At 38.3% G+C, this 14,221-nt stretch carries 13 protein-coding genes; 4 read left to right on the top strand and 9 right to left on the bottom strand.

All coding sequences use genetic code 11. The annotated features are described in order from the left end of the window. Window positions 1–17 precede the first annotated feature (17 nt). Both FUA48_RS06500 and surE read right to left on the bottom strand, forming a co-directional pair. The gene (locus tag FUA48_RS06500) at window positions 18–299 is read right to left on the bottom strand and encodes a hypothetical protein (RefSeq protein ID WP_147582788.1); all 282 of its coding nucleotides are present in this window, start codon (window positions 297–299) and stop codon (window positions 18–20) included. Then, window positions 300–1,070 carry a 5'/3'-nucleotidase SurE gene (gene surE / locus FUA48_RS06505; protein ID WP_147582789.1) on the bottom strand — a complete coding sequence of 257 codons (771 nt, stop codon included), beginning with the start codon at window positions 1,068–1,070 and terminating at the stop codon, window positions 300–302. A gap of 138 nt (window positions 1,071–1,208) precedes the next feature. Between surE and FUA48_RS06510 the strand changes: the two genes are divergently transcribed. From FUA48_RS06510 to FUA48_RS06520, 3 genes are read left to right on the top strand one after another with little or no spacing between them, the layout of a single operon-like run. Beyond that, window positions 1,209–3,395 (top strand): carboxy terminal-processing peptidase, encoded by a 2,187-nt coding sequence (locus tag FUA48_RS06510; RefSeq protein WP_147582790.1) that lies wholly within the window; start codon window positions 1,209–1,211, stop codon window positions 3,393–3,395. A gap of 6 nt (window positions 3,396–3,401) precedes the next feature. Then, on the top strand, window positions 3,402–4,511 hold the full coding sequence (locus FUA48_RS06515; RefSeq protein ID WP_147582791.1) for an ABC transporter permease: 1,110 nt from the start codon (window positions 3,402–3,404) through the stop codon (window positions 4,509–4,511). Window positions 4,512–4,521: 10 nt separating this feature from the next. Further along, entirely contained in the window at window positions 4,522–4,821 is a 300-nt protein-coding gene (locus FUA48_RS06520; RefSeq protein WP_147582792.1) for a hypothetical protein, read from the top strand. 1 nt (window position 4,822) lies between these two features. Here the strand turns inward: FUA48_RS06520 and rodA are convergent, their stop codons facing one another. From rodA to purH, 6 genes are read right to left on the bottom strand one after another with little or no spacing between them, the layout of a single operon-like run. Then, window positions 4,823–6,079: a rod shape-determining protein RodA gene (rodA, locus tag FUA48_RS06525; RefSeq protein WP_147582793.1), complete on the bottom strand. Its 1,257-nt coding sequence runs from the start codon at window positions 6,077–6,079 to the stop codon at window positions 4,823–4,825. Further along, window positions 6,079–7,935 (bottom strand): penicillin-binding protein 2, encoded by a 1,857-nt coding sequence (mrdA, locus tag FUA48_RS06530; protein ID WP_147582794.1) that lies wholly within the window; start codon window positions 7,933–7,935, stop codon window positions 6,079–6,081. The genes rodA and mrdA overlap by 1 nt, the downstream gene beginning before the upstream one ends. Further along, a complete protein-coding gene (locus FUA48_RS06535) occupies window positions 7,932–8,438 on the bottom strand; it encodes a rod shape-determining protein MreD (protein ID WP_147582795.1) in 507 nt (168 codons plus the stop codon). The genes mrdA and FUA48_RS06535 overlap by 4 nt, the downstream gene beginning before the upstream one ends. Beyond that, on the bottom strand, window positions 8,431–9,255 hold the full coding sequence (mreC, locus tag FUA48_RS06540; protein WP_147582796.1) for a rod shape-determining protein MreC: 825 nt from the start codon (window positions 9,253–9,255) through the stop codon (window positions 8,431–8,433). Before mreC ends, FUA48_RS06535 begins: the two co-directional genes overlap by 8 nt. A gap of 13 nt (window positions 9,256–9,268) precedes the next feature. Next, on the bottom strand, window positions 9,269–10,297 hold the full coding sequence (locus FUA48_RS06545) for a rod shape-determining protein (protein ID WP_147582797.1): 1,029 nt from the start codon (window positions 10,295–10,297) through the stop codon (window positions 9,269–9,271). A 58-nt stretch (window positions 10,298–10,355) separates the two neighbouring features. Beyond that, entirely contained in the window at window positions 10,356–11,882 is a 1,527-nt protein-coding gene (gene purH, locus FUA48_RS06550) for a bifunctional phosphoribosylaminoimidazolecarboxamide formyltransferase/IMP cyclohydrolase (protein ID WP_147582798.1), read from the bottom strand. Between the two features lie 157 nt (window positions 11,883–12,039). Here purH and FUA48_RS06555 point away from each other — a divergent pair, with 157 nt between their 5' ends. Next, window positions 12,040–13,290 carry an ABC transporter permease gene (locus FUA48_RS06555; RefSeq protein WP_147582799.1) on the top strand — a complete coding sequence of 417 codons (1,251 nt, stop codon included), beginning with the start codon at window positions 12,040–12,042 and terminating at the stop codon, window positions 13,288–13,290. Between the two features lie 52 nt (window positions 13,291–13,342). Here the strand turns inward: FUA48_RS06555 and accD are convergent, their stop codons facing one another. After that, on the bottom strand, window positions 13,343–14,197 hold the full coding sequence (gene accD, locus FUA48_RS06560) for an acetyl-CoA carboxylase, carboxyltransferase subunit beta (protein ID WP_147582800.1): 855 nt from the start codon (window positions 14,195–14,197) through the stop codon (window positions 13,343–13,345). Between the last annotated feature and the right edge of the window lie 24 nt (window positions 14,198–14,221).

Raw genomic sequence — 14,221 nt, forward strand, 5'->3', positions numbered from 1 at the left:
TATTTTAAGGCAGCGTTTTATACAATTACTGTAATAAGGGCAAGAATTGCCGTAGCTGTAATTATGCCCCAGGCCATCATGTCTTTTTTTAATCGTATAAGTATAAAAAAGACGATAAGATTTAATACGGTGCCTATGGTAATTACTTTGCCTAACAAGCCTTCGGTACGCATTGTACTTAAACTGTTTTCAAAACCATTGTCGGCAAATAGTTCTAAAAAAAGATAAACACCCAGTGAGGCTGCTGCCAGGCCAATAACTATTCCTAAGAATAATTGGATATAATCAGTTAATTTCATTTATAATTTCCATGAATTAAGTTGTTGTATAGCATGATGTGCGGTAAGGTCAAACTGAACGGGAACAACAGATATGTATCCGTTTTTAAGTGCCCATTCGTCGGTATCTTCACCATTGTCAAGGTTTACAAATTTACCTGTTAGCCAGTAATAATCGCGTCCCTGCGGATTTTGCCTTTTGTCAAATTCTTCCATCCACATGGCTTTTGCCTGTCGGCAAACTTTCATACCTTTTATTTCTTTTTCCTTAAGCTTCGGGAAGTTTACGTTAAGTATAACTCCTTCGGGAAGTCCGCTGTCTAAAACCTGTTGGGTTATCTTTTTTATAAAAGGTTTTGCGGGTTCAAAATCGGCATTCCAGTTATAATCCAATAAAGAAAAGCCTATGGCCGGTATACCTTCTATACCTGCTTCAACCGCGGCACTCATAGTGCCGGAGTAAATAACATTTATTGAAGAGTTGGAGCCGTGATTAACCCCTGAAACACATAAATCGGGCTTGCGTTTAAGAATTTCGTTAACGGCAAACTTAACGCAGTCTACAGGCGTGCCAGAGCAACTGTATTCGGCTTCTACATCCGGGTCGATGTCTATCTTATTAATAAACAGCGTGTTGTTTATGGTTATGGCATGTCCTGTGGCCGATTGCGGACTATCGGGTGCTACCACCACAACTTCCCCAATCTCTTTCATTACCGAAATAAGTGCACGTATGCCGGGTGCAGAAATACCGTCGTCATTGGTAACCAGTATAAGCGGTTTTTTCTTCATCTGTGTAGTAAAATCAAAATAAGAGTTGTACTTTTACGTTAGCTAAAATAAGCATTTTTGCTTTCGTGCCCCTCATTTTTATTGGCGGAATTTAATGTCAGGTGAATTTTTGGCACGCTTTTTTATACAGAATTTATAATGAAAGCCATTTTGAGATTTATGAAAAGAAATTATAAGATACTTATAGTTGTTGCTGTACTAACAGTAGCACTATTTAGTTTTGTGCCAAGACAGAAACAGTCAGATCCCGAAAAAGATAAATTACTACTTGAACTTATAACATTTGTTATTGAGAAAGGTCATTATGACCCTGCTGCAATAGATGATACTTTTTCTAAAGGAGTATATAAAGATTATATAGAGGGGCTTGATCCTTCAAAACGTTTCTTCATGCAGTCGGATATTGATGAGTTCTCTAAATATGAGCTTAAGATTGATGATATGATTAAGGAGAGAGACCTTACTTTTTTTGATCTTACCTATACAAGACTGCTTAAAAGGATAAAAGAATCGGAAGGCCTTTATAAGGATATACTAAGCAAACCTTTTGATTATACTATAAATGAGACTTTTGATGCCGACTATGAGCACAAACCTTACGTAAAAAGCAAGGATGAGCTTAAAACGCGTTGGGAAAAACAACTTAAGCTTTCGGTATTATCATCTGTAACTGATAAACAGAAAGTTCAGGATAAGGCAGCAAAGGCTTTTGAAGAGAAAAAAGACAAAGAAGGCGAGAAACCTGAAACAAAACCATTTGATGAACTTGAGAAAGAAGCTCGTGAGGCGAGTTTAAAATCGCTGGATCAATACTTTGAGTTTATTGAAGATCTTACACGCGATGAATGGTTCAGTATATACCTTAATTCTATCGCTGAAAGATTTGACCCGCATACATTCTACTTTGCTCCGGATGATAAGGAAAAATTTGATGACAGTATGAGAGGTTCTATTGAAGGTATAGGGGCAAGGTTAATGAAGAAAAATGACTACGTAGAGATATCGGAACTTATACCTGGCGGACCGGCATGGAGAGGTAAACAGCTTGAGCAGGGAGACCTTATCATGAAAGTTGCCCAAGGTGAGGAAATGCCTGTTGATATTGCAGGTATGCGTCTTGAAGATGTGGTTAAGAAAATTAAAGGGCCTAAAGGTACCGAAGTTAGACTTACAGTTAAGAAAGTTGACGGTACTATTGAGGTTATACCAATAACAAGAGAGGTGGTTGAACTGGAAGAGACTTATGCCAAATCAAGCGTTGTTGAAAAAGACGGATTAAAATATGGTGTTATCAACCTGCCTAAGTTCTATATCGACTTTGAGAACAAAGACAATCGTGATGCTGCTAAAGATGTAGCAGCAGAAGTTGAAAAACTTAAACAAAACGGTGTAAAAGGTATTATTATCGATCTTAGGGATAACGGCGGAGGTTCGCTTAAAACTGTTGTAGATATGACAGGACTGTTTGTTCCTAAAGGGCCTGTTGTTCAGGTTAAGACTACCGGAAAAAATAAAGAAGTTCTTGAAGATAAGGATACTAAAGTGCAGTGGGACGGACCGCTTGTGGTATTGGTAAATAATTTCTCAGCTTCGGCTTCAGAGATTTTTGCAGCTGCAATTCAGGATTACAACCGAGGACTTATTTTAGGAAGCAGACATACGTATGGTAAAGGTACTGTTCAAAATGTAATAGACCTTAATCAGTTTGTTAGAGGTAACTCTATGGGCGATTTAGGGGCATTAAAAACCACTACTCAAAAGTTCTATCGTATTAACGGTGGTTCTACTCAAAGAGAAGGTGTTTACAGTGATATTATTATGCCGGACAGGTATGCTTATCTTGAAATGGGAGAGCGCGATTCAGAGAACGCAATGCCATGGGATAAAATAGATGCAGCTTCATTTACACGTTTCAATAACAATTTCGATCTTGTTATAGCAAACAGTAAAGACAGGATTTCTAAAAATGATCAGTTTAAGCTAATAGATGAAAATGCTAAATGGATTGAAGCTAAAAAAGACGATACTAAATTTGATCTAAACATAGACAAGTTCAAAGCTGAAATTGCCAAAACTGAGGAGATAACTAAAAAGTTCAAAGCTATATCTGATTATAAAAACAGTTTACAGTTTGAACCACTGCCGCAGGAAAAAACTGCTTTTGAAAAAGACCCTGCCGCTGCAGAGAAAAAACAAAGATGGTATGAAAGTCTTTCTAAGGATGTATATGTAGAGGAAGCACTAAACGTACTTGAGGATATGCAGCCTAAAGCTGCCAAAACAGTATCTTTAAACAAAAAAGAAAAGCCTATTAAAACCAGATAAGTTTTAATGAATAAAAATAATCAATCCCTTACAGGCTTAGCGCTCCAAAAGTTCAGGAAGAACTTTTGGGGCGTTTTAAGTTTGTCGTTTATTGTAATTCTTATGTTTATCGCGTTGTTTGCCTATGCGCTGGCACCCGATAAAACAAAAAATGCAAACTGGGGTGATCTTTCCATTCACTCCAAACCACCCGGCTTTACAGTGCAGATGCTTACGCTTCCTGTTTCCGGTAAAACTGAGGAAACACATTTAAGCGATTACTTTACGGGGAAGGATTTTGTACAGCCCAAAGTCACCATTTTAGATTACGAAATAAAAGGGGATAGCCTTACCTATACAGAATATGCTACCGATGCCGATCTGGCTGTTACTAAAACAGTCCCTCTAACAATATTTGGAACTAAGGATGCCGAAAAAATAAAAGCTGATTTTATAAAAGAGCAAAAGTTTATTTTGGGAACAGATAGCCAGGGGAGGGATTTGCTTAGCAGGCTCCTCGTGGGTTCAAGGGTTTCCATTTCCATAGGTTTTGTAGCCGTGCTTATATCGCTCATAGTCGGAATATTTTTTGGAGCTATAGCCGGTTATTTTGGAGGTAAGGTAGATGCTTTTGTAATGTGGCTGGTAAATATTATATGGTCCATACCTACACTACTTCTGGTAATTGCCATTACCCTTGCGTTGGGTAAAGGTTTCTGGCAGGTATTTGTTGCTGTGGGACTAACTATGTGGGTAGAGGTTGCCCGTGTAGTTAGGGGGCAGGTTATGAGTATAAAACAAATGCAGTTTGTAACAGCAGCAAGGGCTTTAGGATATAATAACGGAAGAATAATCTTTAACCATATACTGCCTAATAGCATGGCACCGGTAATTGTTATCTCGGCGGCAAATTTTGCCTCTGCCATTCTTGTAGAAAGCGGACTTAGCTTCTTAGGGCTTGGTGCGCAGCCACCTATTCCAAGTTGGGGAGGGATGATTAAAGACCACTACAACTATATTATTTTAGGCAAACCTTATCTGGCACTGGTTCCCGGAATCGCGATGCTTCTATTGGTTCTGGCCTTTATGATGGTAGGTAATGCCTTAAGGGATGCCCTCGATGTTAAGGCTGAATAATAACAGTTTTATGATTAACAAAATAAAATATACTGTCGAGTTAATACTTTTTGGTATAATAATATTTGTTGTTGCTCTTTTGTTAGTCAATAAATGGTACTATCCATCTGATAAGAGTTATAAGGCTATTGCTCTAGGAGTTTCTTTAAACGAGTTGAAATCTTCTTTTGGCAAGGAGGATAAAATTTTAATCCTTAATAAGGAAGAAAATAAAGTTATACTTGTTTACAAAGCTGATATTTTCGGCTACGGTAATTATGCTTTTACTTTTAAAAACAATAAGCTAACAGGTAAGCATTATGATGATTAATCTACCACTCATTCACCTTATTGGCATCCAGTTTTATAAATATAAATAACAGCGTTGTAAAGGCAAATAAGCTCGATCCTCCATAAGAGAAAAATGGAAGAGGTACTCCAATAGTAGGGAAAAGCTTAATAAGCATTGCTATATTTACAAAAAAGTGCATAAAGAGTATTGCTACCACACAATAGCCATACGTTCGGCTAAAGCGCGATTTTTGCCGTTCAGCGAGGTATAATATACGAAGTAATAATGCCACAAATAGAATAATTACTACAATTGCACCTGTAAAGCCCCATTCTTCACCTACAGTAGTAAAAATATAATCGGTGTGCTGTTCAGGCACAAAGCCTCCTTTTGTTTGTGTTCCTTCAAGATATCCTTTGCCAAGCCATGATCCTGAACCAATAGCAATCATAGACTGGTTAAGGTTGTATCCTTCGGCCTTTTGATTTACATTCTTGTCAAAAAGTACATTAATACGGTCTTTTTGGTGATCCTCAAGCACGTTTTCAAATACATAGTCTACCGAATAGGAGAAACCTATCATCGCTACAAGCGAAATTCCGTAAAGTATAATATTTCGTCTCGCCCTTCGGGTAAGTACATAATGTATAATAACTCCTGCCACTATATAAATAAACAGGAACTGGAACTTAATAAGTAATGCAGCCAGGAAAAGTACTATAGCCAAAAATCCTGTCCATAAATACCAGGCAGGCAAGCCTTCACGGTGCAGTACCAGTACAAACGAAGCAAATATCATTGCACTACCGGCATCCGGCTGCAACATTATAAGCATTATCGGTAAAGCAAGGATACCAAATGCGATAAGTTGATGGTTTGTGTTTTTAAGGTTTATCTGTACATCGCTCAGGTATTTGGAAAGGATAAGTGCAGTGCCAATCTTAGCAAACTCAGAGGGCTGTATACTAAACCCGCCAAAAGCATACCAGTTGGTTTGTCCCTTGATGGTTTTACCGGCTACAAATAATCCCGCGAGGAGTATGAGTGTGAGGATATAGAAGATGAGGGAATACTTTTCATATATCTTGGCGTCCAGCGAGAGTATAACGCTTATTAAAGGAATGCTCATCATAATGAAAAGCATCTGCTTACCATAAATCTGTCCAAGGTCAAAAATAGAGGTCTCTTCCAGCGGTAACGAAGCGGAATAAATAGTCATCCAACCCAATACTACTAATGCTGCATATAGTAATACCAAAGGCCAGTCTATATTATTTATAACGCTTTGATTCTTCATTATTTGTTTATGCTAAACGGTTTTCCGCTATACGGTTTTTCATACTCTGCTTTCAGTCCCTGAGTAAGCATTTTTGTTTCAAGGTCTTTTCTTGTTATTTCACCTTTAAGGTATTTTTCAATCATAAGGCTGGCAATAGGCCCTGCCCAACGGGCACCCCAGTAACCGTTTTCCACAAATACCGCAATAGCTATTTTAGGGTCGTTCTTTGGTGCAAATGCTACAAATATAGAGTGGTCGGTAAGCTGTGTTCTTTTCCCGTTTATTTTGGTAAAGTTTTCTGCTGTACCGGTCTTACCACAAATCTCAATCCCCTCAACGCGCAGGCCTCTTGCAGTACCCAGATTATATACGTCAAAAAGTCCGTCTATAACAGGCTTAAAGTGTTCCTTGTCTATAGTGGTATAATGTTTTGTGGTAAACTTTTCGTCTATTTTGTCTCCCTGTATTTTTTTAATGATGTGAGGGGTGTAGTAATAACCTTCGTTAGCTACTGCAGCCATCATGTTTGCCAATTGTATAGGGGTCATTTTAACCTCACCCTGTCCAATAGCGTTAGATATAATTGTAGAACTTCTCCATCCGCCGTTAGGATACCAATGGTCATAGTAATCCCCGTTAGGAATAAGTCCTTTTCTTCCCGGAGGTAAATCGTAACCCAAAAAGTTACCCAGTCCGAAACTCTTAAGGTGATTACTCCACACGTCTACACCTTCTTTTGGTGATGCAAACTTGTCTATGGTTTGCTTATAGGTGCTGCCAAAATAAGTGTTGCATGAATTATAAATACCATTGTGTAGTTTTACAGGCCCTGAATCGTGACATTTCATAAACGCCCCGCGACCGTAAAAGAAACCATGATGACAAACGAATGTAGTATTTTCATCAATCGCGCCTGTTTGTAAACCTACAAGTCCGGTTAAAATTTTAAAAGGTGATCCCGGAGGATATTCTGCAAGTAATCCCCTGTCAAAAAGAGGAAGGCTTATAGTGTCGTTATATAGCTTTGTGTAATTTTCTGAACGCTTTCTTCCTACCAAAATTGACGGATCATATGAGGGCGCAGTTACCAGTGCCAGTATCTCACCTGTTTTAGGTTCGATAGCAACAATACCTCCACGTTTTTCAAACATAAGCGACTCGCCATATTTCTGCAGTTCAGCATCAAGGGTTAGGGTAATGTCTTTTCCCTTTACGGCAATAGTATCATAAATACCATCTTTAAAAGGTCCTATCTCACGGCCAAAACGGTCTCTTTGTATGCGTTTCACACCTTTTACACCTCTAAGTATATCTTCATACACTTCTTCAACCCCCTGCTTCCCGATAAGGTCGCCGCTTTTGTAATAAGGGTTGTTTTGTATGGTGCTGTAGTTTACCTGTTGAATATATCCAAAAACATTAGCAGCTACATCTACCTGATAATCCCTAAGCGAACGCTTAACGATGTCAAAACCTTTAAAGCGACGTATTTTTTCCTGAAAGGCAGCAAACTCTTTTTTATTAAGCTGTGGAAGGAATATAGACGGTAGCCTTGGACTGTATACTTTTGCTTTTTCTACTTTTCGTATAAAATCTTCTTTGGTAATACCCAACAGGCTGCAAATTTCAAGAGTGTCGGTATTCTTCATTTCATTAGGGGTGACCATAATGTCGTATGAAGGTTGGTTTGCAACAAGCAGTTCTCCGTTACGGTCGTATATATAACCGCGTTCGGGGTATTCGTATTTTACCTTAATAGCGTTGTTTTCCGACTTCTGGATGTAGGAGTCATCAAGAATTTGTAAATAAAAAAGTCTGGCTGCTATCAGCAGTGCTGCAGCTATAATTAATGCTGGCAGTAAAATCTTTCTCATTGTTTGCCCGGCTTGATTAAGTAAATTATTGTTGTGCTAATTATTAATGTGAATACAGTTGTTAGTAACGTTCTCCATAGTATATCCAGAATTAAACTAAAACTGAATATCTCCAAAAGATATAAAATTATATGGTGAGTTACAACTGAAATCAGTATAAATGAAAATCTCTCGGGCGTGAGGCGTTCATTTATTTTAATGGTTTGGTATTCATAACTGATACCAAAAGAAAATTTAAAGAATGTAGGGCGAAGATAGGCCAGGGTAATACAGGCTGCTGCATGAACACCTTCTGAGTTTAGGAACATGTCTACTATAATTCCTAAAAAGAAAGAGGATAGCAGTAATCCTGCTTTACTACCGTTAACAGGATATAGTAATATAAATAGTATGTAAGGATAAGGATTAATAAACCCAAAAAGGTTTATACGGTTGAAGATAACAACCTGTACAGCCAGTAAAAGGATAAACCTTGCAATATTTGTTATAACAGTACTATTCATTTGCTGTTGTTTGTGCTTCCAGTGTTGTTATTTCCTGTATATCCTTATTCTCTATAATATACACATGGTCAAGGCTGGTCATGTCGTTAAACAGTCTTATTTGTAGTGTATAGTAATTTGTTTTTTTGTCTATAAATACTTTTTCGATTTTACCTATCGGAATGTTTTCAGGGAAAATAACCGAGCGGCCTCCTGTAACAATAGTATCTCCCTTGTTTACTTCTGCCAGTCTTGGTACTTCGGTAAGTAGTGCGAAACCTGCATTCTTGCCATCCCATTTAAGAGTTCCGAAGTGGTTATTTTTTTTGATTTTTGCATCCAGCTTAATACGGGTATTAAGCACACTGATAACAGTAGAGTAATTTTTTGATGTATTCTCGATAATACCTATAACCCCTAATGAACTTACCACACCCATATCGCGTTTAACCCCGTCATTGGTTCCGCTGTTTATGGTTAGGTAGTTGTCTCTTTTACCAAATGAATTTGAAATTACCCTTGATTGAGTAACTACAAAATTACCGGTAGCGGCAGTTGGAGTAGTGGTTGTAACGATGCTGTCCTGTCCGTTGTACAGGATTTTTTTAAGCTCTGCATTTTCGGCGGCAAGTTTTTCATTTTCTGTTTTAAGACTGAAATACTGCTCTACATCGTTGATTTTTTGATATACGTATCCCGACACAGCATTGGCTGAAGTTACAGACCTGCTCCTGTGGTAGGAGTGAGATTGTATAACCAGCGACAACGATATGCCTAAAAGCAGCAAAAACAGTAATAAAATACTGTTTTTAAATATAAAATTAAATATTTGCTGCATGAACTATAGCTCTTTATTTGATAAGTATGCTTCTGAATTTCTGGATATTTTTAAGTGCCATTCCCGTTCCTCGCACTACTGCCCTTAGCGGATCTTCTGCAATGTATACCGGAAGGTCTGTTTTTTGTGAAATACGCTTGTCAAGTCCTCTAAGCATAGATCCACCACCCGCAAGGTAAATACCTGTATTGTAAATATCGGCTGCAAGTTCCGGCGGAGTTTGAGAAAGAGTTTCCATAACGGCATCTTCAATACGCTGTATAGATTTGTCTAGGGCTTTTGCAATCTCACGGTAAGAAACATCAACCTGTTTTGGTTTACCTGTAAGAAGGTCACGACCCTGTACAGACATTTCCTCTGGTGGAGACTCTAAATCCTCTAAAGCGGCACCTATCTGGATCTTGATTTTCTCGGCTGTGGTTTCACCCACAAAAAGGTTGTGCTGTGTTCTCATGTAGTAAACAATATCGTTTGTGAAAACGTCACCCGCAATCTTAACCGATTTGTCACATACAATACCTCCAAGTGCTATTACGGCAATCTCGGTAGTACCACCACCTATATCCACAATCATGTTTCCTTTAGGCTGCATAATATCCACGCCGATACCTATGGCCGCAGCCATAGGCTCGTGGATAAGATATACTTCTTTACCGTTTACCCTTTCGGCAGATTCTTTTACTGCACGCATCTCCACTTCGGTAATACCCGACGGAATACAGATAACCATGCGAAGGGCCGGTGTAAATAATTTCTTTTTTAGTGCCGGGATACTCTTGATAAACATTTTTATCATTTCTTCCGACGCGGCAAAGTCAGCTATAACCCCATCCTTAAGCGGACGTATGGTTTTTATGTTTTCATGGGTTTTACCCTGCATCATATTAGCCTCTTTACCTACAGCTATTATCTTGCCGGTAACACGGTCTCGGGCTACAATAGACGGGCTGTCTATAACTACTTTGTCGTTGTGTATAATGAGGGTATTTGCGGTACCAAGGTCAATTGCGATATCCTCGGTCATGAAATCAAAAAATCCCATATTTATTCCTTAGGGTTTAGTTTATTTAAATTAGATGCTCAAAAACAAATGTAACAAATTAATGTTTAAAATGACGTGTTCCTGTAAATACCATTGCAACATTATTTTCGTTGCAGTAGTTTATGCTTAATTCGTCTTTTATAGAACCACCCGGTTGTATTACAGCTGTAATACCGGCATTTTTAGCAAGCTCAACGCAGTCCGGGAAAGGGAAAAACGCATCGCTGGCCATAACAGCTCCGTTAAGGTCAAAGTTAAATGAATTTGCTTTTTCCACAGCCTGTCTTAAAGCATCTACGCGAGACGTTTGTCCGGTACCGCTTGCAAACAGTTGTTTATTTTTAGCAAAAACAATGGTATTGGATTTTGTATGCTTACAGATTTTTGAAGCAAACAGCAGGTCTTCCACTTCCTGCTCAGTAGGTGAAGTTACTGTAACGGTAGTTAAATGCTCTTTATTGTCTGTAATATTATCTTTATCCTGAACTAATAATCCGTTTAGGCATGTTCTAACCTGTTTAGCAGGTAGTTCCACCTCGTTTTGTATTAAAATAATTCTGTTTTTCTTTTCCTGTAGTACTGCAACAGCGTCATCGTCATAACCCGGAGCAATTACCACCTCGCAGAAAAGCTGGTTGATTTCTTCTGCCGCTGCCTTGTCGATTTTAGCATTAGAAATAAGAACACCTCCAAAAGCAGAGGTAGGATCGCCTGCAAGTGCGTCAAGGTAAGCCTCTTTTACAGTGCTTCTTGTAGCAAGTCCGCAAGCGTTGTTATGCTTTAATATTGCAAATGTAGGATTGTCATTTTTAAACTCCTGCATCAGGTTAACGGCAGCATCAACATCCAGAAGGTTGTTGTATGAAAGCTCTTTACCGTGAAGTTTAGTGAACATTTTATCAAATTCGCCAAAGAAGAAACCTTTCTGGTGAGGGTTTTCTCCATAACGAAGTACCTGTCCGTCAGCTATACTTGCTTTGTAGTAAGTATCGTCTGTATTGAAATAGTTGAATATTGCAGTATCATAGTTTGAAGAAACGTGGAACGCTTTAGTAGCAAGAAGCCTTCTTTCTTCAAGAGTAGTGCCGCCATTGTTGTTGGTTAGCATATCTAAAAACAGGCTGTACTCGTTTACTGATGCAACGATAACTGTGTCTTTAAAATTTTTAGCAGCAGCACGGATAAGAGAGATACCACCGATGTCAATTTTCTCGATAATATCAGCTTCTGCAGCTCCCGATGCAACTGTTTTTTCAAAAGGGTACAGGTCTACAATAACCAGGTCAATTTGAGGAATGTCAAATTCTTTCATCTGCTGTACGTCAGATTCATTGTCCTGACGGTTAAGTATACCTCCGAAAACTTTAGGGTGTAAAGTTTTAACGCGACCGCCAAGTATTGAAGGGTAGGAAGTTACGTCTTCAACAGCTACAACAGGTATGCCTAAATCTTTGATAAAAGATTCTGTACCTCCGGTAGAATAGATGGTTACTGAATTTTCGTGTAGTTTCCTAACAATAGGTTCTAAGCCGTCTTTATCAAATACTGAAATAAGGGCCGATGAAATGTTTTTTACTGTACTCATTTTGATGCGTGTTCTAAAGGTGCAAAAGTAGTTATTGTATAGCTAACATTCAAAGAGATATAAGAGATAATTTTATGTTTTTTTATTTTTATTACATTTTGATTTTAGGAATTTGCGAAAAAATTATTGAATTTTACACAACTCAATAAAATTTGTTATGCTGTTATACCTGCGATTGCTTAGAGAAAGCCTTGCATTTGCTTTAAATGCACTAAGAAACAATAAGCTCAGAACGTTTTTATCGTTGCTTGGGGTAACGGTAGGTATATTCTCTATTATAGCGGTTCTTGCTGCTGTAGACTCTATGGACAGGCAAATAAAAGAGCAGCTTAGCGCGGTAGATAAAAATACCATGTATCTTAAAAGTTTCTCTTTTGGCCCGTCGGACATACCGCGATGGAAACGTCAGCAGTTTCCGGATGTTGAATATAATGAGTATCAGTACCTGAAAGATGCGGTTACAATGGCCGATCAGGTAGCTTTTCAGATTTTTACCAAAAGTGAGATTATTAAGTATAACGAAAAATCGGCAAGCGACATTAATGTGGTTCCGGTTTCTTATGAGTTTACTGATATACAAAAACTGGATATACCTACAGGTCGTTTTTATAATGAAACAGAATCGGTGTCCGGTACTCCTGTTGTGGTAATAGGGTATGAGGTAGCAAAGGCTTTGTTTGGTGATGACAACCCGCTGGAGAAAAAAGTACGCATGTACGGGCAAAAATTTACCGTAATAGGAGTACTTGCAAAACAGGGATCAGGAGCATTTGGAGAAAATAACGATACGGCTGTTTTTATTCCTGTCAATTTTTTAAGGCGCAAGTTTGGTGATCATAATGATTTTATGACGCCTATTATCATAATAAAACCTAAAGCGGGTTATACCGGCGAAGAGGTGAAAGCGGAGGTGACTTATAAGCTTAGAAATTACAGGGGTATAAAAGCCGGTGATATAGATAATTTTATTATAGATATCCTTTCCGGTTTTACCGATATGATTGACGAGATTGTAGGTAATCTTAATATTGGCGGTTGGATTATAGGGTTCTTTTCTCTGCTTGTGGGAGGTTTTGGTATTGCCAATATTATGTTTGTATCGGTTAAGGAAAGAACAAATCTTATAGGGATACAAAAAGCACTTGGCGCAAAAAGTAAGTTTATATTGCTTCAGTTCCTGTTTGAGGCAGTTATATTGTCTTTTATAGGCGGACTTGTGGGTATGTTTCTTGTTTGGCTTATAGCTATAGGGATAACCAAAATGCTCGATTTTGAGTTTGTACTAAGTGCATTTAATATAGCTTTAGGTAGTGGCTTGTCAATCGCTATCGGGCTTATATCAGGAATATTGCCTGCTATATCTGCGGCTAAGTTAGACCCGGTAGAGGCAATAAGGAGCGGAATGTAATGTGTAAAATATAAGTATAAAAAAGCCTCACTTTAAGTGAGGCTTTTTTATATTATCGTATAGGATTGTTTTGAATCAAATCTAGATACAGGTTAATCTTATCTTTAAGCTCTTTACGAGGAGTGATAAAATCAAGGAAACCATGCTCCAATACAAACTCTGCAGTCTGGAAGCCTTCCGGCAGGTCTTTACCTGTAGTGTCTTTTACTACACGCGGACCTGCGAATCCGATAAGTGCTCCAGGTTCAGAAATGTTTACGTCTCCTAACATTGCATAAGATGCGGTTGTACCACCTGTTGTAGGGTCTGTACATAAAGAGATGTAAGGTATTTTAGCGTCAGCAAGCTGGGCAAGCTTAGCAGATGTTTTAGCTAACTGCATAAGTGAGTAAGCTGCTTCCATCATCCTTGCGCCACCTGATTTTGAAATCATAAGGAAAGGAATGTTGTTTTTGATAGAGTGGTCTATTGCACGTGCAATTTTCTCGCCTACCACAGCACCCATAGATCCGCCAATGAAAGCGAAGTCCATACATGCAATAACAAGGTCTTTACCTTTAGATTTACCTACAGCGGTTCTAACAGCATCCTTAAGTTTTGTTTTATCTATAGCGTCTTTTAAACGGTCGCTGTATTTTTTTGTATCAACAAACTTAAGCGGGTCTTTAGCTGTCATGTTTTCATCCAGCTCTTCAAACTCGTTGTTGTCAAAAAGTATTTCAAAATATTCTTTACTGCCTATTCTTACGTGATATCCGTCTTCCGGACTTACATAAAAGTTTCTTGCAAGTTCTTCTGCATCTACAATTTTACCGGTAGGCGATTTGTACCATAATCCTTTAGGTACATCTTTCTTATTCTCGGTTGGTGTTTGTATTCCTTTTTCCGTTCTTTTAAACCAAGCCATTTTACAAATATTAGTTAGTTATAC

The sequence above is a fragment of the Flavobacterium alkalisoli genome (genome assembly GCF_008000935.1).
GTDB lineage: Bacteria > Bacteroidota > Bacteroidia > Flavobacteriales > Flavobacteriaceae > Flavobacterium > Flavobacterium alkalisoli.

Bases quoted from the DNA above. Each gene is read 5' to 3' on its own strand.
- FUA48_RS06500 (WP_147582788.1), bottom strand. From the start codon at position 299: ATGAAATTAACTGATTATATCCAATTATTCTTAGGAATAGTTATTGGC.
- surE (WP_147582789.1), bottom strand. From the start codon at position 1,070: ATGAAGAAAAAACCGCTTATACTGGTTACCAATGACGACGGTATTTCT.
- FUA48_RS06510 (WP_147582790.1), top strand. From the start codon at position 1,209: ATGAAAGCCATTTTGAGATTTATGAAAAGAAATTATAAGATACTTATA.
- FUA48_RS06515 (WP_147582791.1), top strand. From the start codon at position 3,402: ATGAATAAAAATAATCAATCCCTTACAGGCTTAGCGCTCCAAAAGTTC.
- FUA48_RS06520 (WP_147582792.1), top strand. From the start codon at position 4,522: ATGATTAACAAAATAAAATATACTGTCGAGTTAATACTTTTTGGTATA.
- rodA (WP_147582793.1), bottom strand. From the start codon at position 6,079: ATGAAGAATCAAAGCGTTATAAATAATATAGACTGGCCTTTGGTATTA.
- mrdA (WP_147582794.1), bottom strand. From the start codon at position 7,935: ATGAGAAAGATTTTACTGCCAGCATTAATTATAGCTGCAGCACTGCTG.
- FUA48_RS06535 (WP_147582795.1), bottom strand. From the start codon at position 8,438: ATGAATAGTACTGTTATAACAAATATTGCAAGGTTTATCCTTTTACTG.
- mreC (WP_147582796.1), bottom strand. From the start codon at position 9,255: ATGCAGCAAATATTTAATTTTATATTTAAAAACAGTATTTTATTACTG.
- FUA48_RS06545 (WP_147582797.1), bottom strand. From the start codon at position 10,297: ATGGGATTTTTTGATTTCATGACCGAGGATATCGCAATTGACCTTGGT.
- purH (WP_147582798.1), bottom strand. From the start codon at position 11,882: ATGAGTACAGTAAAAAACATTTCATCGGCCCTTATTTCAGTATTTGAT.
- FUA48_RS06555 (WP_147582799.1), top strand. From the start codon at position 12,040: ATGCTGTTATACCTGCGATTGCTTAGAGAAAGCCTTGCATTTGCTTTA.
- accD (WP_147582800.1), bottom strand. From the start codon at position 14,197: ATGGCTTGGTTTAAAAGAACGGAAAAAGGAATACAAACACCAACCGAG.